Raw genomic sequence first — 17,623 nt, 5'->3', positions numbered from 1 at the left:
TCAAGCGCGCTGAAGCGCTTCGCCGCCAGCTTGCAGCGCGACGCCGCCGGCATCACGAACGCCATCGCGCTGCCGTGGTCGACCGGCCCGGCGGAGGGCCACATCAGTCGCCTGAAGATGATCAAGCGCAGCATGTACGGACGCGCCGGCTTCGAGTTGCTACGGCAGCGCGTCCTCTGCGCTGTCTGACCCGCCACACAAAGTGACGCAGAACCCGAAGGCGATCGTCGTGCGCGCGTTCGGCGGGCCGGAGGTGCTGCGACTGGAGGACGTGGCGCTGAAGCCGCCGGGCCCCGGCGAGGTGCTGGTCCGGCATGGGGCGGTGGGCTTCAACTACATCGACGTCTACCAGCGCAAGGGCGCCTACCCGCTGCCGCTGCCGACCGGGCTCGGCCACGAGGCGGCAGGGACGATCGAGGCGGTCGGCGAGGGCGTCACCGACCTCCGGGCGGGCGACCGGGTCGCCACCATCAATGCCGGCCTCGGCGCCTACGCCGACCGGCGGGTGGTGCCGGCCGACCGCCTCGTGAAGCTCCCCGACGAACTCGACGACGCGGCCGCCGCCGCGGTGATCTTCAAGGGGCTGACCGCGCAGTACCTGCTGCGCCGGACCCACGCGGTGAAAGCCGGCGAGACCGTCCTCGTCCACGCCGCGGCGGGCGGCGTCGGGCAGATCCTGAGCCGCTGGGCCAAGGCGCTCGGCGCCTTCGTCGTCGGCACCGCCGGCTCGGAAGAGAAATGCGCGGCGGCGCGGGCGGCGGGCTGCGACGTGGCGATCGACTACAGCCGGTCGGGCTGGCCGGAGGCGCTGCTCGCGGCCACCGGCGGGCGCAAGGCGCGGGTGGTCTACGACTCGGTCGGCCGCGACACCTTCCTGCACTCCCTCGACCTCGCCGAGCCGTTCGGCCTCGTGGTGAGCTACGGCGCGGCCTCGGGACCTGCGCCCGACATCGCGCCGGAACTCCTCAACAAGAAGGGCTGCCTGTTCCTGACACGCCCCTCGGTGTTCCCGCACAACGCCGACCCGGCCCGGCTCCGGGCCAACGCCGCCGACCTGTTCGACGCGGTGGCGCGCGGCCACGTCGTGCCGGAGATCGGCGCCCGCTTCCCGCTGTCCGAGGCGGCCGACGCCCACCGGGCGGCGGAGGCGCGGGCGACGACGGGGGCGATCCTCTTGATGCCGTGATCAGACCCCGTACCGCGTCTTCAGGAGCGCGTAGGTCAGCCGCGCGGTCTGCACCTCGCCGCCCTCCGGCCGGCCGGGCTTGGTCGAGGGGTTCCAACCGTAGAGGTCGAAATGGCCGTGGGCGCGCGTCTTCGGGGCGAAGCGGCGCAGGAACAGGGCGGCGGTGATCGCCCCGGCGAAGGGGCCGCCGGAGACGTTGTTGAGGTCGGCGACCTTCGAATCGAGCAGGCTCGCGTAGGGGGCGTGGAGCGGCATGCGCCACACCGGGTCGATCGCCCGCTGCCCGGCCTCCGCGACGGCCGCCGCCAGGGCGTCGTCCTCGGTGAAGAAGGCCGGCAGGTCCGGTCCCAGCGCGACGCGGGCGGCGCCGGTCAGCGTCGAGAAGTCGAGGATCAGGTCGGGCGCCTCGGCATCGGCCAGCGCCAGGGCGTCGGCGAGGATCAGGCGGCCCTCCGCATCGGTGTTGCCGATCTCGACCGTGAGGCCGGCGCGGCTGCCCAGCACGTCGCCGGGGCGGAAGGCATTGCCGGCGACCGCGTTCTCCACCGCCGGGACCAGCACGCGCAGGCGGAGCTTGAGTCCCGCGCCCATCGCCATGTCGGCGGTGGCGAGCGCGGCGGCGGCGCCACCCATGTCCTTCTTCATCAAGAGCATCGCCGCCGACGGCTTGATGTCGAGCCCGCCGGTGTCGAAGGCGACGCCCTTGCCGACCAGCGTCACGCGCGGCGCGTCCTCCGGCCCCCAGCGCAGGTCGATCAGGCGCGGCGCCCGGGGGGAGGCGGCGCCGACCGCGTGGATCAGCGGAAACGCCCGCTCCAGCTCCGGGCCCTCGATCACCGTGATCGCGGCGCCGTGGCGCTCGGCCAGGGCGCACGCGGCCGCCGCGATCTCGGCCGGGCCGAGGTCGTTGGCCGGGGTGTTGATCAGGTCGCGGCCCATCGCCACCGCCGCGGCGATCCGCACGATCTCGTCCCGATCGACGCCCTCCGGCGCCGCGAGGCGCGCCTTGGTGCCGTCGCCCTTGCGGTAGCGGCCGAACCGGTAGCTCCCCATCAGCCACGCCAGCGCCGCCGCGGCGGGATCGGGCGCGCCCTCCAGGCGGTAGGTCCCCTCCGGCAGCAGGCCGGGCAGCTTGCCGGCGATCAGCCGGTCGCCGGCCGGCGCGCCCGGGTCGCCGAGGCCGAACAGGGCCCGGGCGAGGCCGCCGTCCGCACCGGGCAGCAGGGCGAGGCTGCCGGCCTTGGCGGTGAAGCCCGTCGCCGCCGCGAAGGCGCGCTGAGCCGGCTCCAGGCCGGCCCGCACGCGCTCCCAGTCCGCGGCGGCCACGAGCGTGACCGGGATCGCCGGCGCGTCGGCGGGCAGCAGCCCGGCCGGGATCGTCTCGGATGCGGCCTGCGTCATGCGCCGGGTGTCTCGTGCGGGGGCGGCCCGGGAGAGCCGGGCCTTAACTCAGGGTTAGGGTTAACGCTCTATCACCGGCCCGTCGGGGGCGTGAAGCGCGTGGCGCGCCGCTCCGGACGCTGTGTCGGCGGAGCGTCGCAATGAGCACAACGCGGTCCCGGGTGTCCCGCCTCTCGCGCCGTCCCCGCGGCCGGGCCGGGCTCGCCGCCGCGCTGCTCCTGGCCCTCGGGCTCGCCGGCTGCAACACCCGCTCGCCCGAGACGACCGGTTCGATCGGCGGCCTCGGCGCCACCGGCGCGGTCGCGCGCGGCGAGATCGACGCCCTGGCCGAGCGCTCCAAGGCCGATCCCGGCGACGCCCGCCTCGCGATCCGCTACGCCCGGGCGCTGCGGGCCAACGACCAGGCCGGGCAGGCGAGCGCCGTCCTCCAGCAGGCGGCCCTGCGCAACCCCAAGGACACGGCGCTGCTCGGCGCCTACGGCAAGTCGCTCGTCGAGGTCGGGCGCTACCGCGAGGCGATCGAGGTGCTGTCGAACGCCCACACCCCCGCCAATCCGGACTGGCGCATCCTGTCGGCGCAGGGCTCCGCCGCGGCGCAGATGGGCGAGCAGGGCCGCGCCCAGGGCTTCTACGAGGCGGCCCTGAAGATCCGCCCGAACGAGCCCTCGCTCCTGTCGAATCTCGGCCTGTCCTACGCCCTGTCGCGCAACCTCGACCAGGCCGAGCAGACCCTCCGGCTCGCCGACGCGCAGCCCGGCGCGGACGCCCGGGTGCGGGCGAACCTCGCCCTCGTGCTGGGCCTCAAGGGGCGCTACCCCGAGGCGGAGGCGGTGCTGCGCCGGGACATGGGCCCCGCGGAGGCCGCCGCCAACGTCGCAGCGTTGCGCAAGCTCGCCGCCCAGCCGAACCGGTTCAAGCCCGAGGCCGCGACCCAGCGCGGCTGACACCACCGCCTGTCCCGGACGCATGGCGCGGCGCCGACAGGCGCACGCGCCTGTTACCGCACGTCCGTAGCGGTCACCTTCGAAACGTTCTATACCGCTGGCGGCTGCGCCGCGCGGATCTCGGGCGTCCAAATCGCCCCCGCGCACCGTTCGATCCGGGCACTCCCGGGGCGGCGCGCGCCCGACGGGCGCTAGATAGGCCGAACACTGACTTCGTGGCGCAGGTCATGCCTGCGCGTGTTCGACATTCGCAGCGAGGACTCGACCAGCCGTGGCATCACTCGACAGCTTCAAGGCCCGCCAGACCCTGAGCGCCGGCGGCAAGAGCTACACCTATTACTCCATTCCCGCGGCCGAGCAGAACGGCCTGCCGTCCGCCGCGTCGCTGCCCTTCTCGATGAAGGTGCTCCTGGAGAACCTGCTCCGCTTCGAGGACGATCGCTCGGTCAAGAAGACCGACATCGAGTCCGCGGTGGGCTGGCTGGAGGCCAAGGGCAAGACCGAGGTCGAGATCGCCTTCCGGCCCTCGCGCGTGCTGATGCAGGACTTCACCGGCGTCCCCGCGGTCGTGGACCTCGCCGCCATGCGCGACGCGATGGTGGCGCTGGGCGGCGACCCGCAGAAGATCAACCCGCTCGTGCCGGTCGATCTCGTGATCGACCACTCGGTGATCGTCGACGAGTTCGGCACCCCGAAGGCGCTCGACGAGAACGTGGCGCTGGAATACGCCCGCAACGGCGAGCGCTACACCTTCCTCAAGTGGGGCCAGTCGGCGTTCGACAATTTCTCCGTCGTGCCGCCCGGCACCGGCATCTGCCACCAGGTCAACCTCGAATACCTCGCCCAGACGGTCTGGACGAAGTCCGAGGGGGCCGAGGAGATCGCCTATCCCGACAGCCTCGTCGGCACCGACTCGCACACCACCATGGTCAACGGCATGGCCGTGCTCGGCTGGGGCGTCGGCGGCATCGAGGCCGAGGCGGCGATGCTCGGCCAGCCGCTGTCGATGCTGATCCCCGAGGTCGTCGGCTTCAAGCTGTCGGGGCGTCTGCCCGAGGGCACCACCGCCACCGACCTCGTGCTCACCGTCACGCAGATGCTGCGCAAGAAGGGCGTGGTCGGCAAGTTCGTGGAGTTCTACGGCCCCGGCCTCGACGACATGGCGGTGGCCGACCGCGCCACCATCTCCAACATGGCGCCCGAGTACGGCGCCACCTGCGGCTTCTTCCCCGTCGATCGCAAGACCATCGACTTCCTGAAGGTCACGGGCCGCTCGGACGAGCGCATCGCCCTCGTCGAGGCCTACGCCAAGGCGCAGGGGATGTGGCGCGACGCGGCGACCCCGGACCCGGTCTTCACCGACACGCTCGAACTCGACATGAGCACGGTGCAGCCTTCCCTCGCCGGCCCGAAGCGCCCGCAGGACCGGGTGCTCCTCGCCGACGCCAAGGCCGGCTTCGCGGCCTCGATGGAGACCGAGTTCAAGAAGGCCGCCGATCTGGCCAGCCGCTACACGGTCGAGGGCACGAACTTCGACATCGGCCATGGCGACGTGGTGATCGCCGCGATCACGAGCTGCACCAACACCTCGAACCCGAGCGTGATGATCGGCGCGGGCCTGCTCGCCCGCAACGCGGTCGCCAAGGGCCTGACCTCGAAGCCGTGGGTGAAGACCTCGCTGGCGCCGGGCTCCCAGGTGGTGGGCGAGTACCTGGAGAAGTCCGGGTTGCAGGAGCCCCTCGACGCGCTGGGCTTCAACCTCGTTGGCTTCGGCTGCACCACCTGCATCGGCAATTCGGGCCCGCTGCCGGAGGCGATCTCCAAGGCGATCAACGACAACGACGTGGTCGCCGCGGCGGTGCTCTCGGGCAACCGCAACTTCGAGGGCCGCGTGAACCCCGACGTGCGGGCGAACTACCTCGCCTCACCGCCGCTCGTGGTCGCCTACGCGCTCGCCGGCTCGCTCCAGGTCGACATCACCCGCGAGCCGCTCGGCCAGGGCAAGGACGGGCAGCCGGTCTACCTCAAGGACATCTGGCCGTCCTCGGCCGAGGTTCAGGAGTTCATCGAGAAGAACATCACCTCGGCGCTGTTCAAGAGCCGCTACGCCGACGTGTTCGGCGGCGACAGCAACTGGAAGGGCGTCGAGGTCACCGAGGCCGAGACCTTCTCCTGGAACCCGGGCTCCACCTACGTCCAGAACCCGCCGTACTTCGTCGGGATGGAGAAGACCCCGAAGCCGGTGACCGATATCGAGAACGCCCGCATCCTCGGGCTCTTCCTCGACTCGATCACCACCGACCACATCTCGCCCGCGGGCAACATCCGCGCCGCCTCGCCGGCCGGCGAGTACCTGCAGTCGCATCAGGTGCGGGTGCAGGACTTCAATCAGTACGGCACGCGCCGCGGCAACCACGAGGTGATGATGCGGGGCACCTTCGCCAACATCCGCATCAAGAACCAGATGGTCCGCGACGGCAGCGGCAACGTCGTCGAGGGCGGCTGGACGCTGTTCCAGCCCTCCGGCGAGAAGATGTACATCTACGACGCGGCGCAGAAATACGCCGCGGAGGGGACGCCGCTCGTGGTCTTCGCCGGCAAGGAGTACGGCACCGGCTCGTCGCGCGACTGGGCGGCCAAGGGCACGACCCTGCTCGGCATCCGCGCGGTGATCGCCGAGAGCTTCGAGCGCATCCACCGCTCGAACCTCGTCGGCATGGGCGTGGTGCCGCTGGTGTTCCAGGGCGACACGAGCTGGGACTCGCTCGGGCTGAAGGGCGACGAGACCGTGACGATCAAGGGCCTGTCGGGCGAACTCAAGCCGCGCCAGACGCTGACCGCCACGATCACCTCCGCCGACGGCGCGACGCAGGAGGTGCCGCTCACCTGCCGCATCGATACGCTGGACGAGCTGGAATACTTCCGCAACGGCGGCATCCTGCCCTACGTCCTGCGCTCGCTGGCGGCCTGAGGCCGGTCCCGTCCGGGCGGCGCGCCGCCCGGCCACGCCCTTCCCGCGGCGCCGGACACCCGTCCGGCGCCGCTTTTTCTTGGGGTGTCGCCTCCCGCGGAAGCGCTCACTCGGACAATCGTGAGCCACGCGCGCGCGAAACACTTGCGCGCAAGCCTGTCCGCCGGCCGGCCGCGCGCCATAACGGCTTCTCTCGATCACGGAGAGACAGGATGAAACGCTTCGCCACCCTCACCGCCGCCGCGCTGATCACGCTGACCAGCGCCTCGCTGGCCTCCGCGCTGGAGCGCGTCCGCGGCACGATCGAGAAGGCCGACGGCGGCTCTCTGGTCATCAAGACCGAGGCCGGCGGCACCGAGACCGTCGAGATCGGCTCGGCCAAGTTCGTGTCGGTGGTGCCCTCGAACCTCGACGCGATCAAGGACGGGGTGTTCATCGGCACCGCCACCAAGGGCGAGAACCCGATGACGGCGCTGGAGGTCGTGCTGTTCCCCGAGTCGATGCGCGGCACCGGCGAGGGCCATTACGGTTGGGACGCGATCACCGACCAGACCGCCGGCGGCGGCGCCAAAGTGAAGAGCGCGATGACCAACGGCACCGTGAAGGCCGAGGCGGCCAACGCGCCGAAGGTGAAGAGCACGATGACCAACGGCACCGTGAAGGCGGACACCGCCGCGGCCGATGGTGCCCGCACCCTGACCGTGGGTTACGGCAAGGATGGCACCAAGACCATCGTCGTGCCGCCCTCGGCCCCGATCGTCGCCTTCGAGCCCGCCGACAAGGCGGTCCTGGCGCCGGGCGCCAAGGTGTTCGCGGTGGTCGCCAAGGAGGGCGGCAAGACCGACGGCAAGCTCGTCGCGGTCGGCAAGAACGGCCTCACCCCGCCGATGTGATTTTTTTCTGCCTTAACCCCGCGTGGGGGCGGCACCGCCCCCACGTCGTCCCGCCGGACGAGGGGCGCTCGGCGCAGCTCGCGCATCGTCCTGGATATCGGATCCGGGACGATGCGCGAGCCCTCCGCCTTTGCATCATCTTTTCCGAAAGCCGGTGACCACCTTTCGGGACGATGCTCTAGGCCAGCGCCACCGTGAAATCGGCCTCGGTCTTCTTGCGGATCTCGTCCTCGGTGACCCCTTCGGCGAGCTCGATCAGCCGCATGCCGCCGTCGCCCTTCTTGTCGATGGCGAACACGCCGAGATCGGTGATCACCAGATCGACCACCCGCGTGCCGGTCAGCGGCAGGTCGCAGTCCTTGAGCAGCTTCGGGCTCTCCGTGCCGTCCTTGTTCCGGGCGACGTGCTCCATCACCACCACGACGCGCTTGACGCCGGCCACGAGGTCCATCGCCCCGCCCATCCCCTTCACCATCTTGCCGGGGATCATCCAGTTGGCGAGGTCGCCGTTGCCCGCCACCTGCATCGCGCCGAGGATCGACAGGTTGATGTGCCCGCCGCGGATCATCCCGAACGAGTCGGAGGACGAGAAGTAGCTCGTGGTCGGCAGCGCGGTGATCGTCTGCTTGCCGGCGTTGATCAGGTCCGGGTCTTCCTCGCCCTCGAACGGGAACGGGCCCATGCCGAGCATGCCGTTCTCCGACTGCAACTGCACCGACATGCCTTCGGGGATGTAGTTCGACACCAGCGTCGGGATGCCGATGCCGAGGTTCACGTAGAAGCCGTCCTCCAGCTCCTTGGCGGCGCGCGCCGCCATCTGCTCGCGGGTCCAGGCCATTCCAATCTCCATGAGTTGTGCGCCATCGTCCCGATGTCGCACGATCCGCCGCACACAGCTAAGTTTACGCAGGCTGCGCAAGCTTGCCTGCGGCGACGCGCAGTCGCGCTTGCCGGCCCGTGGCCGGAGCGTCTTCTTTTCTCGATCAGTGCGTGCCGCCGCCGGCCGCAGCCGCCGGGGTGGCGTCGTTGCGCTTGCGGACCGTGCGCTGCTCGATGCGCTTCTCGCCGGTGGTCACCGCGACGATCCGCTTCACGAAGATGCCGGGCGTGTGGATCGTGTCCGGGTCGATCTCGCCGGGCTTCACGAGGTGCTCGACCTGGGCGACCGTCACCGCGGCGGCGGTGGCCATCATCGGGTTGAAGTTGCGGGCGGTCATCCGGTAGCGCAGGTTGCCCTCGGTGTCGCCGGTATGGGCGTGGACCAGGGCGACGTCGGCGAACAGGCCGCTCTCCATCACGTAGTTCTCGCCGTCGAACTCCCGGGTCTCCTTGCCCTCGGCGACCTTGGTGCCGAAGCCGGTCTTGGTGAAGAAGGCCGGGATGCCCGCGCCCCCGGCGCGGATGCGCTCGGCCAGCGTGCCCTGCGGGTTGAACTCGATCTCCAGCTCGCCGCCGAGGTACTGGCGGGCGAACTCCTTGTTCTCGCCGACGTAGGACGAGATCATCTTCCGCACCTGGCGGGTCTCCAGGAGCTTGCCGAGGCCGACGCCGTCGATGCCGGCGTTGTTCGACACCACGGTGAGGCCCTTGACGCCCGAGAGGCGCACCGCCTCGATCAACTCGTCCGGGATGCCGCACAGCCCGAAGCCGCCGCACATGAGCATCATGTCGTCGCGCAGCAATCCGGCCAGCGCCTCCACCGGACCCGTGTAGACCTTCCTCATCGAACCGCTTCCTTCCCGCGGGCCTCGGCCGGCCCGCAACCGTCGTGCTGCGCCTGCTGTCCCCGATTCCGGGGCCGCGGTCCAGTGCCGCGGCCGTCGCGCCCCGTGGTGCCCGCGCCGATCCGTAACGGGCATCCCCGGAGACGGCATCCCCCGGGGCCCGGCGCCGGCCGGGCAGACAGAGGGTGCGGAACAGGCTAAGGCTTGGCCAACGACGTGCCTGCCCGGCTGGGCCGCGACGACCCGACGGGCCGGCGCCGCCCGTCCCGGAGCCCGTCCCGGAGCCTGATGCCGCCGTCCCGCCCGATCGTCGCCCTCGCCCTCGCGGGCCTGATCCTCGCCGGCCTCGGCCTGCGGGACTGGCCGGTCGAGACCGGCCGGGCGACGGCGTTCGCCAACCGGACGCTCGGCGGGTACGGCCTCGCTCTCGCGGCGGAGGGCCCCGCGACGCTCACGCTGCTGCCGCTGCCGCGGCTCGCCTTCTCCGGCGCCCGGCTCGCCGCGGGCGGTCCCGGCGGCCCGTCTCTGGCGGAGGGCGCCCGTCTCGCGGTCGATCTCGATCTCCCGGGACTCCTCGCCGGCCGGGCGGCGATCGGAGGCCTCACCCTCGACGGGGCGCGGCTCTCGGACGACGCCGCGGCCTGGGCGGGGCCGCTCGCCCGCCTCGCGGACAACGCGCGCGCGGGCCTGACCGAGCATCCCCGGCGGATCGTCCTCACCGGCGCGCGCGTCGGCGACGGCGCACTCGCCCGCGACCTCGACCTCGACCTCGCGTGGCCGTTCTGGAGCGCGGCGGCCGATGCGCGGGCCCGCCTGACGTGGCGGGGCGTGCCGACGCGGCTGGTGGTGAGCCGGCTGCGGCCGGCCGAACTCGCGCTCGGGCGGCGCAGCCCGTTCGCGGCGGAGGCGGGATGGCCCGGTGGCGGCCTCGCGGCCGAGGGCACGGCCGGGCTCCCCGAGACGTGGGGCGGCCTGCCGAGCCTGACGGGCCGGGCCCGGGGCGAGACGCGTGCGCTGCCTGAGACCCTCGCGTGGCTCGGCGGCTCCGCACCGCTCCTGCCCTTCGCCGGGGCGTTCGATTTCGAGGGCGATTTCGAGGCGGCGGGGCGCACCGTGTCCTGGCCCCGCCTGCGCGTCGGCGTCGGCGGCGCGCACCTGGAAGGGGCCGGCGCCCTCGTGCTGGGGACGGGCACGGCGGGAACGGGCACGGCCCCGCGCCTGTCGGTGCAGGCGACGCTCGCCGCCGACAGCCTCAACCTCGCGCCCGTGGTCGCCGCGCTGGTGCGGCCGTTCGAGCCTGGGACGGTTCCCCTGGCGCTCGGGCCGTACACCCGCGCCGACCTCGACCTGCGCTTGTCGGCGGCGGCGAGCCGGGTCGGCCCGGTCCAGATCGAGGATCTCGCCGCGAGCGTGCTGGTGCGGGCGGCCTCGGTCGAGGTCGCACTCAACCGGGCCCGGATCCAGGGCGGCACGCTCAAGGGCCGCGTCCTGCTGACGCGTGGGGCGGACCCGGCCGAGACGGAGGTGCGGGCGCAGGGCGGCTTCGACCGCCTCGACCTCGGGGGACTGATCAGCGACGCCGGCGAGGGGCGCTGGGTCCTGGGGGCCGCGCAGGGGCAGTTCGCCCTGGAGAGCGGCGCCCGGGAGGCGGCCGGGCTCCTGTCGCGGGTCTCCGGCCGGGCGAGCCTCGCCATCGACGGCGGCGCGATCACCGGCCTCGACCTCGCCGACGTGATCCACCGCAACGGCGCCGTGGCCCCGGGCGCGCTCGCCCGCCGGAACGGCCGCACCGGTTTCGAGCGGGCCTCCGTCGGCCTGCGGTTCACCGACGGCGTCGGCGAGATCACCGACGCCGTCCTGCGCGGCCCGGGGATCGGCGCGACCCTGCGCGGGCAGCTCTCCCTGCCCGAAGGGCGGCTCGACGCGCAGGCGGGCCTCGCCCTGCGCCCGCCCGCCGATCCTTCCCGGGCCCTGCTGTTCGAGATCGCGGGGCCGTGGGACGCGGTTGCGGTCCGCGGCCTGCCCGGCACCGCCGATCCGGACCGGGCCGGTGAGGCGCTGCCACCCCGCCCCCTCGCCGTCCCCGCCGCCGCGGGGCTGCCCGCGAACGCCCGCGCCTTCGCGCCGTGAGCCCGCGGTTGGCGCCGGGCACGGCTCGGCTGTAGGATCGCCGGCCTGCCCCTGCCCGAGACCCCATGCGCCGCCGCCTGCTCGTCGAGGAACCCGTCACCCGCGCCGGTCCGCTGGCCCGGCGGCTCGCCGTGTTCTCCCTCCTCACCACGCTCATCGCCCTGATCGTGGTGCGCGACCCGCGCGCCGACACCGGAGCCGCTCTTACCGCGCTCACGGCCGGGCTCGGCGTCGCGCTGCTCGCGGTGCTGGCCGCTTCGTTCGCCTGCGTCCGGGTGTGGCAGGAGGGCGCCCGCGGCCTCGGGGCGGCGCTGGCCGGCCTGTTCCTGGCTGTGGTGGTGCTGGCCTACCCGGCCTACGCGGGCCTGCGCGCGCTGCGCCTGCCGGCCGTGTCGGACATCTCCACCGACGTCGACAATCCGCCCGCCTTCTCCCGCTCGCGCGCCGCCTTCGCCGCGCGCGCCGGCCGTTATCCCCCCGATCCCGGCACCGCCGCCCGCGACAGCCAGCGCGCCGCCTACCCGCAGATCGCGCCCCTGACCCTGGACATCGGCGCCGACGAGGCCTTCGAGCTCGCCCGCCAGGCCGCGATCAAGCGCCGCTGGCAGATCGTCGAGGCGATCCGCCCGGGCGGCCGCATGGGCCAGGGCCGGATCGACGCCGTGGCCCGCGGCCTCGTGCTCAACCTGCCCGACGACGTGACCGTCCGCGTGCGCCCCCGCGCCGACGGGGCACGCATCGACGTGCGCTCGGCCGCGCGACTGCCGGGGCGCGACTTCGGCGCCAACGCCGACCGCATCCGCAGCTACCTCGACGACGTCGCCAACCTCGCGCTCGCCGTGAAGTAGGGTCTCCGGCGGGTGCCGCGCGTCCTCAGGCCGCGGCGTCGCCCGGCGCGTAGAGCCCGTCGAGCCGCGGTGGCCCGTCGCTGACGGCGAGCCCGCGCCCGACCAGATCCTCCAGGTGGGCGAAGACCGACAGGGCGGCGGCGCCCCGCAGGCGCGGGGCGAGGCCCTGGTAGATCGCCGCGACGATCTCCGGGATGCGCCCGTCACCGGCGGCGAGCCGCGCCCGGATCGCGACCTCGCGCTGGCGGCGGTGGCCCATCAGCCCGCGCACGAACCGGGCCGGGTCGCGCACCGGGCCGCCGTGGCCCGGCCAGTAGGTCGCCTCGCTCCGGCCGCGCAGCTTGTCGAGAGACTCCATGTAGGCGCGCATCTGCCCGTCCGGCGGGGCGACGATCGTCGTCGACCACGCCATCACGTGGTCGCCCGAGAACAGCGCGTCCGCCTCCGGCAGACTGAAGGCGAGATGGTTCATGGTGTGGCCGGGCGTCTCGACCGCGACGAGGTTCCAGCCCGGTCCCGCGACCGTCTCGCCTTCCGCGAGGATCCGGTCGGGCGCGTGCGCCCGGTCGGCGCTGGCGTCGAGGGCCGGCACCTCGCCGGCGCCCAGCGCCCGGGCCGCCCGGTGCGGGCCGCAGCCGACGATCGGCGCGCCGGTCCGGGCCTTGAGGAGCCGCGCACCCGGCGAATGGTCCCGGTGGGTGTGGGTGACGACGATCGCCTCGACCGTCTCGCCCGCGAGATCCGCGAGCAGGCCGGCGACGTGGTCCGGATCCTCCGGGCCCGGGTCGATCACCGCGACGCGGCCGCGGCCGACCACGTAGGTGCAGGTGCCGCTGGCGGTGAAGGAACCGCCGTTGCCCGCGACGCGCCGGCGGATCAGCGGGGCCACCGCCTCGATGCGTCCCGGCGCGGGCATCGCCGCCTCGAAGGCCGGCCCGCTCTCGTCCCCGTCCGCCATCCGCGCTCCGCTCCGCCCGACGGCGGCACCTACGCCATGGGGCGGCGGGCGGCAAACCCGCGCTGCGAGGCCCGCGGAACGCTCGGTGCGGCCGCGGCCTCAGCGCCGGATCTGCGCCCGGCCGCGGCGCGCCCGCACGGGGATCGGCTGGAGGGTGGGCTCCGGCCGGAGCGCTCCGTGAATCGCCTCGGAGGCCGCCTCGGCCGCCGCAGCCAGGGCTCCGGCGATGCGTCCGGTCAGACGGGCGGCCTTCGACCGGATCGCGTCCGAGCGGTCCCGGTTCGACCGACCTGAATCGTGGCGCTCCGTATCTTGGCGCCCTGTACCTTGGACGGTGTCCTGCATCGCTGATCCCGCTGGTCGTTGGTCCTTCGATGATCCTTCGTCGAACGTCGCGCCGGCGCCGCCGTTCCGCCGGCCCCGAAATCGGGCCTGCGGCGCATCCCCCCAGCGTGACGGCAGCCCCTGGAACCGAATGGGAAACTTGGCGTTTTCAAGGCAATCGCGGCGCGAATACAGCGGCGCCTGCACAGTCAGAAGGATTCGTACGATGCTGGGTTGGGCCGTTACATTCCTCGTGGTCGCGCTCGTGGCCGCGCTTCTCGGGTTCGGCGGCATCGCCGGAACTGCCATGGAAGCCGCCAAGCTCGTCTTCTTCGTGGCCATCGTCCTCTTCGCCATCTCCGCCGTCATCGGCCTGATGCGGGGCCGCTCGCCGACCCTGTAGAGTACGGTCGGCACGGGAAGCCTCGGCTTTCCGTGCCTCCCACGGTGTCTCATGCTTAAGAAGGCAGGCCGCTCAGGGGCCCTTCCGCTCGGCGGCGTCGAGGCGTGCGATCAAGTCCGCGAACCGATCCGGGACCGGCTGCTGCGCCACGCTGTCGTACATCGCCCGCAACTGCGTCGCGATGCGTGTCCGGGCGTGCTCGCTGAGCGGTGCGCGCCGCTTGGCCCCCACCCCGTCCGCGTCGTCCGCACGGAGGCGCGAAGCAGGATCGGTCGGCGCGTCGCCGGACCGAGTGCCCGCTTCCTTCTCCTCATCCGTCATCCACGCGCCCCTCACTGCCGTCACCGGCCCGGCCACATTGTGCTGCGGCTCGACATACGTCATGGCTGCGCCTGCAACGCTCGCCCGCTGGATCGGTTCCGCCCCGGGGGTGGAACGGAGCGGCGGCCGCCGCGTTGGGCGACAGGCTGCGCACAACAACGCCGGCCCCGGCGCCGCTTCGGTCGACGACCGGGCGTCCATCGCGGCCGGGACGACGGCGAGGCACAGGGGATCGAATGTCGACATCGCAACTCGTGGTGCAGCATCTGCCGTACCTGCGCCGGTACGCGCGCGCCCTCACCGGGAGCCAAGTCGCGGGCGACGCCTACGTGGCGGCGACCCTGGAGACGCTGGTCAACGAGCCGGATACGCTGGGTCGCAGCACCAACCTCAAGGCTGATCTCTTCCGCGTCTTCACGCGCATCTGGAATTCGCTGTCCGTGAACGGGCGAAGCGAGCAGGTGCAGCACGACCTGCCGGCCGAGGTGCGGCTGGGCCAGATCACGCCGTTGCCGCGGCAGGCCTTCCTGCTCTCCTGCCTCGAAGGCTTCTCGGAGGAGGACGCCGCGATCATCCTCGGGGTCGACGTGTCCGAGGTGCGCGACCTCGTCGACGAGGCCGGCCGCGAGCTCGCCGCCGACATGGCGACCGAGATCCTCATCATCGAGGACGAGCCGCTGATCGCCATGGATCTCGAAGCGCTGGTCGAGGGCCTCGGCCACAACGTCATCGGCGTGGCCCGCACCCGCAGCGAGGCGATCAAGATCGCCGGCGGCGGCAAGCGCCCCGGCCTGATCCTGGCGGACATCCAGCTCGCCGACGGCTCGTCCGGCCTCGACGCGGTGAACGACCTGCTGAAGACCTTCGAGGTTCCGGTGATCTTCATCACCGCCTATCCCGAGCGGTTCCTCACCGGCGAGCGTCCGGAGCCGGCGTTCCTGATCGCCAAGCCGTTCCAGCCCGCCAACGTCTCGGCCGTGATCAGCCAAGCCCTGTTCTTCCAGCAGACGGCCCGGCGGCGAGAGGCGAAATCCGCCTGATCCCGGGCACCGTACCGCCGCCGAGCGGGCCCGATCCGAACGGCGCGACATCCCTCAAGAGGTGACGCAACGAAAAAGCCCCGGCCTCGGCCGGGGCTTTTTCGTGTTCGAGCTCCGGGCACAAAAAAACGGGCCGGAGAAAGCTCCAGCCCGTCGGTTAGGTTCCGGCCGATGCACAAGGGGAATGCGGGGAGGACCAGGTGGCCGGGTCCTATGAGAACGGCCGAGCCGGCCCGCGGTTCCGCGCGACCCATTATTTCGACGTCTGTGATCTGAAGGCCACACGGGATGGGTGTGGACGGCCCGCGTGCGCCCCCGCACGCCGCTTCGGATCCGCGTCGAATACTGATCGCTGAAGAAGCGTGACAGTCGAGGAACCTGCGATTGCAGGGCGCGTTAAGCGAATATCCTGTCAAGCTCTCGCGAAGGGGTTTGGGCGATGCTGCGGTCTGGTTTCCTCCTGGGTGTCAGTGCGCCGGCCGCTCTCTTGACCGTTCTCGTCCAGCCCGTCGTGCGCGAGACCGCCGATCGCTGGGCGCCTCCGGCCCCGGTGGCCGCCCCCATCGTCCCGGTCGTGTTGCCCGGGATGCGCCCGGCTTCGCTGGCGATCAGCCCCACCCGCGTCGCCGGCGTCCAGCGCGGCGAGACCCGGTCGCAGCCGATGGCGAGCGAGGGGCCGGAGATCGACATCAAGCCGGTTCTGAAGCAGCCTCGCCGGATGGTGCGCGAGGGCTGCGAGACGGCCCTGAGTTCGCTGGTCGGACCCGAGGCGCGCCGCATGACGCCCGGCCGCTGCATCTCCTGAGGGTCAACCCCTCGCGGAAATCCCGCGACGTCGATCGGCCCTACGCGCGAAGGCCCGCCGGATACGATCCGGCGGGCCTTCGCGTTGGAGAGCCGGGCTTACGGCAGGGACCGGACAAAAAAACGGCGCCGGTCGGATGACGCGGCGCCGTGGCGGTCGAATCGTGGAGGCCGCTAGTCGGCGCGGCCCGTTCCGGTCGACTGGCCGCCCTTGCGCCCGGCCGAAGAGGCCAGTTCGCGGTCCTGGGAGAACGAGCGCTTCTCGGCCGGCACGCTGCGGCCGCCCTTGCTGGCGATCTCGCGCTGCCGCTCGATGTTCATCGACGCAAACCCCCGCTTGGAGGTCGAATTCCCGGACGCCATCAGTTCCTCCTCAGGCTTCGCTTCACTCGTGCATCAACCTTCAGCAATAACCAAGGTTCCTCTGGGCGCCTGCTCAAGCTCCCGCAAAGCCGTGCTTACGCTTAAGCTTGGCGGCAACCGCCGCCCGCGCCCACGCGTTGCCCGGCATATCGGTCGTCGCCCGTGCGCCCTCAGGCCCGCGCGCGGGGATCGGCGGCGGCGTGGAGAGATGGCAGGCATGACCAATCGCGATATGGTGAAGAAGGGGGGCGCTCCCGGCGTCGAGCCGAACACGCCGCCGCTCCCCCCGGTGCCGGCACCGGAGGACAGCGCGACGCCGACCACGCGCGAGGATCCCATCGATTCGCCCCAGCCGAACGCCAGCGCCAAGCGCGACGCCCCGAGCGCGGCCAAGCAGGGCCTCGCGACCGAGCGCTGAGGGGCGGCTCCGGGCGGCGCGTCAGCCCGCCGCGTCGCGGGCGCGCCGGTGCGAGACGCGGATCAGCAAGAGGACGAGGCCGCCGATGCCGAGGATCGTGGCGATCCCGGCTACCGTGAGGATCCGTCGGACGAGCGGCGTGTAGACGCCGCTCGCGGCGTCGTAGCCGTAGCAGAGCAGGGTGAGACGGTCGGCCAGCGTCCCGACCCGGCCGTCGCCCGCCTCGGTCAGGGCGAGCCGCAGGTCGCGGCCGTTGAGCGCCAGCGGCGAGAGGACGCGCGACACCCGGCCGTCCCCGGTCAGCAGCAGCGCCGCCGCGGGGTGGGCGAAGCTGTCGGTGCCGGGATCGTAGGCGAAGCGGTAGCCGAGAGCGGCGGTCAGCCGCGTCACCGCGTCGCGATCCGCGACCAGGGCCCGCACCGGCCCCGTCCCGTCGCCCAGCGTGTCGGCCAGGAGGCGCCGCGCCGCGGCGGCATCGTCGCGCGGATCGATGCCCACCAGCACGAGGCCGCGATCCGCTGCCGGGAGGCCGGTCGCGGCCAGCGCCGCGGCCGACAGCGTCACCATCGGGTCGCAGACGTTGCCGCAGGTGTAGTCCACAGGAAGAAGCAGGGCCGGCCGGCCGCCGAGCGCCTGCCCGAGGGTGGTCGGCCGCTCCGAGCCCGCGTCGGTCAGCCCGAGGTCGAGGGGCGCCCGCGCCCCCGGGCCGGGCTCGACGCCGACCCGGTCGAGGTCGGCCCGGACGAGGCGCGCCCCCGCCGGAGCGACGCCGCAGCCGAGAATGACGAGCGCGGCCGCGAGGATGCGACCCGCGGCGGGGCTGGACAAGCGGCCGACGAGCCGCATGGTTGCACGGACCGGTCCGGCACACCCCGCCCGGGCGTGAAACGCGTCG

19 protein-coding genes are annotated in these 17,623 nt (G+C 72.7%); 11 read left to right on the top strand and 8 right to left on the bottom strand.

The genetic code is table 11. The annotated features are described in order from the left end of the window. A partial coding sequence (locus Q8W71_RS23415) for a transposase (RefSeq protein WP_305527823.1) occupies positions 1-189 on the top strand: 189 nt, incomplete at its 5' end. 13 nt (positions 190-202) lie between these two features. Continuing rightward, positions 203-1,186, top strand: coding sequence for a quinone oxidoreductase family protein (locus Q8W71_RS23410; protein ID WP_305527822.1), 984 nt, complete (start codon positions 203-205; stop codon positions 1,184-1,186). On the opposite strand, the gene Q8W71_RS23405 is transcribed toward Q8W71_RS23410, so the two are convergent. Continuing rightward, positions 1,187-2,587 carry a leucyl aminopeptidase family protein gene (locus tag Q8W71_RS23405; RefSeq protein WP_305527821.1) on the bottom strand — a complete coding sequence of 467 codons (1,401 nt, stop codon included), beginning with the start codon at positions 2,585-2,587 and terminating at the stop codon, positions 1,187-1,189. A 140-nt stretch (positions 2,588-2,727) separates the two neighbouring features. Here Q8W71_RS23405 and Q8W71_RS23400 point away from each other — a divergent pair, with 140 nt between their 5' ends. The 3 genes from Q8W71_RS23400 to Q8W71_RS23390 all read left to right on the top strand — a co-directional run bounded on the left by Q8W71_RS23400 (position 2,728) and on the right by Q8W71_RS23390 (position 7,395). Further along, the gene (locus Q8W71_RS23400; protein ID WP_305527820.1) at positions 2,728-3,531 is read left to right on the top strand and encodes a tetratricopeptide repeat protein; all 804 of its coding nucleotides are present in this window, start codon (positions 2,728-2,730) and stop codon (positions 3,529-3,531) included. Positions 3,532-3,802: 271 nt separating this feature from the next. Continuing rightward, positions 3,803-6,502, top strand: a complete 2,700-nt coding sequence (gene acnA, locus Q8W71_RS23395) for an aconitate hydratase AcnA (protein WP_305527819.1) — start codon at positions 3,803-3,805, stop codon at positions 6,500-6,502. A 212-nt stretch (positions 6,503-6,714) separates the two neighbouring features. Then, complete coding sequence (locus tag Q8W71_RS23390; protein WP_305527818.1) at positions 6,715-7,395, top strand: metal ABC transporter permease; 681 nt, start codon at positions 6,715-6,717, stop codon at positions 7,393-7,395. 178 nt (positions 7,396-7,573) lie between these two features. On the opposite strand, the gene Q8W71_RS23385 is transcribed toward Q8W71_RS23390, so the two are convergent. Then, positions 7,574-8,233, bottom strand: coding sequence for a 3-oxoacid CoA-transferase subunit B (locus Q8W71_RS23385; protein ID WP_305527817.1), 660 nt, complete (start codon positions 8,231-8,233; stop codon positions 7,574-7,576). A gap of 145 nt (positions 8,234-8,378) precedes the next feature. After that, entirely contained in the window at positions 8,379-9,119 is a 741-nt protein-coding gene (locus tag Q8W71_RS23380) for a CoA transferase subunit A (RefSeq protein WP_305527816.1), read from the bottom strand. A 288-nt stretch (positions 9,120-9,407) separates the two neighbouring features. On the opposite strand from Q8W71_RS23380, the gene Q8W71_RS23375 reads away from it, so the two are divergent. Both Q8W71_RS23375 and Q8W71_RS23370 read left to right on the top strand, forming a co-directional pair. Beyond that, positions 9,408-11,249 carry an AsmA family protein gene (locus Q8W71_RS23375; RefSeq protein WP_305527815.1) on the top strand — a complete coding sequence of 614 codons (1,842 nt, stop codon included), beginning with the start codon at positions 9,408-9,410 and terminating at the stop codon, positions 11,247-11,249. 65 nt (positions 11,250-11,314) lie between these two features. Next, entirely contained in the window at positions 11,315-12,097 is a 783-nt protein-coding gene (locus Q8W71_RS23370; RefSeq protein ID WP_305527814.1) for a DUF1499 domain-containing protein, read from the top strand. Positions 12,098-12,122: 25 nt separating this feature from the next. Here Q8W71_RS23370 and Q8W71_RS23365 read toward each other — a convergent pair whose 3' ends face one another. Both Q8W71_RS23365 and Q8W71_RS23360 read right to left on the bottom strand, forming a co-directional pair. Further along, positions 12,123-13,055 (bottom strand): MBL fold metallo-hydrolase, encoded by a 933-nt coding sequence (locus Q8W71_RS23365; RefSeq protein WP_305527813.1) that lies wholly within the window; start codon positions 13,053-13,055, stop codon positions 12,123-12,125. A gap of 99 nt (positions 13,056-13,154) precedes the next feature. After that, the gene (locus Q8W71_RS23360; RefSeq protein ID WP_305527812.1) at positions 13,155-13,400 is read right to left on the bottom strand and encodes a hypothetical protein; all 246 of its coding nucleotides are present in this window, start codon (positions 13,398-13,400) and stop codon (positions 13,155-13,157) included. Positions 13,401-13,605: 205 nt separating this feature from the next. Between Q8W71_RS23360 and Q8W71_RS23355 the strand changes: the two genes are divergently transcribed. After that, complete coding sequence (locus tag Q8W71_RS23355) at positions 13,606-13,782, top strand: DUF1328 domain-containing protein (protein ID WP_003599466.1); 177 nt, start codon at positions 13,606-13,608, stop codon at positions 13,780-13,782. A 72-nt stretch (positions 13,783-13,854) separates the two neighbouring features. Here the strand turns inward: Q8W71_RS23355 and Q8W71_RS32960 are convergent, their stop codons facing one another. Continuing rightward, on the bottom strand, positions 13,855-14,349 hold the full coding sequence (locus Q8W71_RS32960; protein ID WP_370875512.1) for a NepR family anti-sigma factor: 495 nt from the start codon (positions 14,347-14,349) through the stop codon (positions 13,855-13,857). On the opposite strand from Q8W71_RS32960, the gene Q8W71_RS23345 reads away from it, so the two are divergent. Both Q8W71_RS23345 and Q8W71_RS23340 read left to right on the top strand, forming a co-directional pair. Next, a complete protein-coding gene (locus Q8W71_RS23345) occupies positions 14,340-15,143 on the top strand; it encodes a response regulator (protein WP_305527811.1) in 804 nt (267 codons plus the stop codon). The genes Q8W71_RS32960 and Q8W71_RS23345 overlap by 10 nt on opposite strands. Before the next feature lie 487 nt (positions 15,144-15,630). Next, entirely contained in the window at positions 15,631-15,948 is a 318-nt protein-coding gene (locus tag Q8W71_RS23340; protein WP_305527810.1) for a hypothetical protein, read from the top strand. 173 nt (positions 15,949-16,121) lie between these two features. Here Q8W71_RS23340 and Q8W71_RS23335 read toward each other — a convergent pair whose 3' ends face one another. Continuing rightward, positions 16,122-16,310: a con-10 family general stress protein gene (locus Q8W71_RS23335; RefSeq protein WP_305527809.1), complete on the bottom strand. Its 189-nt coding sequence runs from the start codon at positions 16,308-16,310 to the stop codon at positions 16,122-16,124. Positions 16,311-16,527: 217 nt separating this feature from the next. Here Q8W71_RS23335 and Q8W71_RS23330 point away from each other — a divergent pair, with 217 nt between their 5' ends. After that, complete coding sequence (locus Q8W71_RS23330; RefSeq protein WP_305527808.1) at positions 16,528-16,728, top strand: hypothetical protein; 201 nt, start codon at positions 16,528-16,530, stop codon at positions 16,726-16,728. A gap of 21 nt (positions 16,729-16,749) precedes the next feature. Here the strand turns inward: Q8W71_RS23330 and Q8W71_RS23325 are convergent, their stop codons facing one another. Then, positions 16,750-17,574, bottom strand: coding sequence for a thioredoxin domain-containing protein (locus Q8W71_RS23325; RefSeq protein WP_305527807.1), 825 nt, complete (start codon positions 17,572-17,574; stop codon positions 16,750-16,752). Between the last annotated feature and the right edge of the window lie 49 nt (positions 17,575-17,623).

This window comes from Methylobacterium amylolyticum (assembly GCF_030700245.1).
Classification (GTDB): domain Bacteria; phylum Pseudomonadota; class Alphaproteobacteria; order Rhizobiales; family Beijerinckiaceae; genus Methylobacterium.
This window is presented reverse-complemented; position numbering and strand designations above follow the sequence as displayed.

What these genes read in the sequence shown, in the direction of transcription:
- Q8W71_RS23405 (WP_305527821.1), bottom strand. Translation starts at nt 2,587, where the DNA reads ATGACGCAGGCCGCATCCGAGACGATCCCGGCCGGGCTGCTGCCCGCC.
- Q8W71_RS23400 (WP_305527820.1), top strand. Translation starts at nt 2,728, where the DNA reads ATGAGCACAACGCGGTCCCGGGTGTCCCGCCTCTCGCGCCGTCCCCGC.
- Q8W71_RS23390 (WP_305527818.1), top strand. Translation starts at nt 6,715, where the DNA reads ATGAAACGCTTCGCCACCCTCACCGCCGCCGCGCTGATCACGCTGACC.
- Q8W71_RS23385 (WP_305527817.1), bottom strand. Translation starts at nt 8,233, where the DNA reads ATGGCCTGGACCCGCGAGCAGATGGCGGCGCGCGCCGCCAAGGAGCTG.
- Q8W71_RS23380 (WP_305527816.1), bottom strand. Translation starts at nt 9,119, where the DNA reads ATGAGGAAGGTCTACACGGGTCCGGTGGAGGCGCTGGCCGGATTGCTG.
- Q8W71_RS23375 (WP_305527815.1), top strand. Translation starts at nt 9,408, where the DNA reads ATGCCGCCGTCCCGCCCGATCGTCGCCCTCGCCCTCGCGGGCCTGATC.
- Q8W71_RS23370 (WP_305527814.1), top strand. Translation starts at nt 11,315, where the DNA reads ATGCGCCGCCGCCTGCTCGTCGAGGAACCCGTCACCCGCGCCGGTCCG.
- Q8W71_RS23365 (WP_305527813.1), bottom strand. Translation starts at nt 13,055, where the DNA reads ATGGCGGACGGGGACGAGAGCGGGCCGGCCTTCGAGGCGGCGATGCCC.
- Q8W71_RS23360 (WP_305527812.1), bottom strand. Translation starts at nt 13,400, where the DNA reads ATGCAGGACACCGTCCAAGGTACAGGGCGCCAAGATACGGAGCGCCAC.
- Q8W71_RS23355 (WP_003599466.1), top strand. Translation starts at nt 13,606, where the DNA reads ATGCTGGGTTGGGCCGTTACATTCCTCGTGGTCGCGCTCGTGGCCGCG.
- Q8W71_RS23345 (WP_305527811.1), top strand. Translation starts at nt 14,340, where the DNA reads ATGTCGACATCGCAACTCGTGGTGCAGCATCTGCCGTACCTGCGCCGG.
- Q8W71_RS32960 (WP_370875512.1), bottom strand. Translation starts at nt 14,349, where the DNA reads ATGTCGACATTCGATCCCCTGTGCCTCGCCGTCGTCCCGGCCGCGATG.
- Q8W71_RS23335 (WP_305527809.1), bottom strand. Translation starts at nt 16,310, where the DNA reads ATGGCGTCCGGGAATTCGACCTCCAAGCGGGGGTTTGCGTCGATGAAC.
- Q8W71_RS23330 (WP_305527808.1), top strand. Translation starts at nt 16,528, where the DNA reads ATGACCAATCGCGATATGGTGAAGAAGGGGGGCGCTCCCGGCGTCGAG.
- Q8W71_RS23325 (WP_305527807.1), bottom strand. Translation starts at nt 17,574, where the DNA reads ATGCGGCTCGTCGGCCGCTTGTCCAGCCCCGCCGCGGGTCGCATCCTC.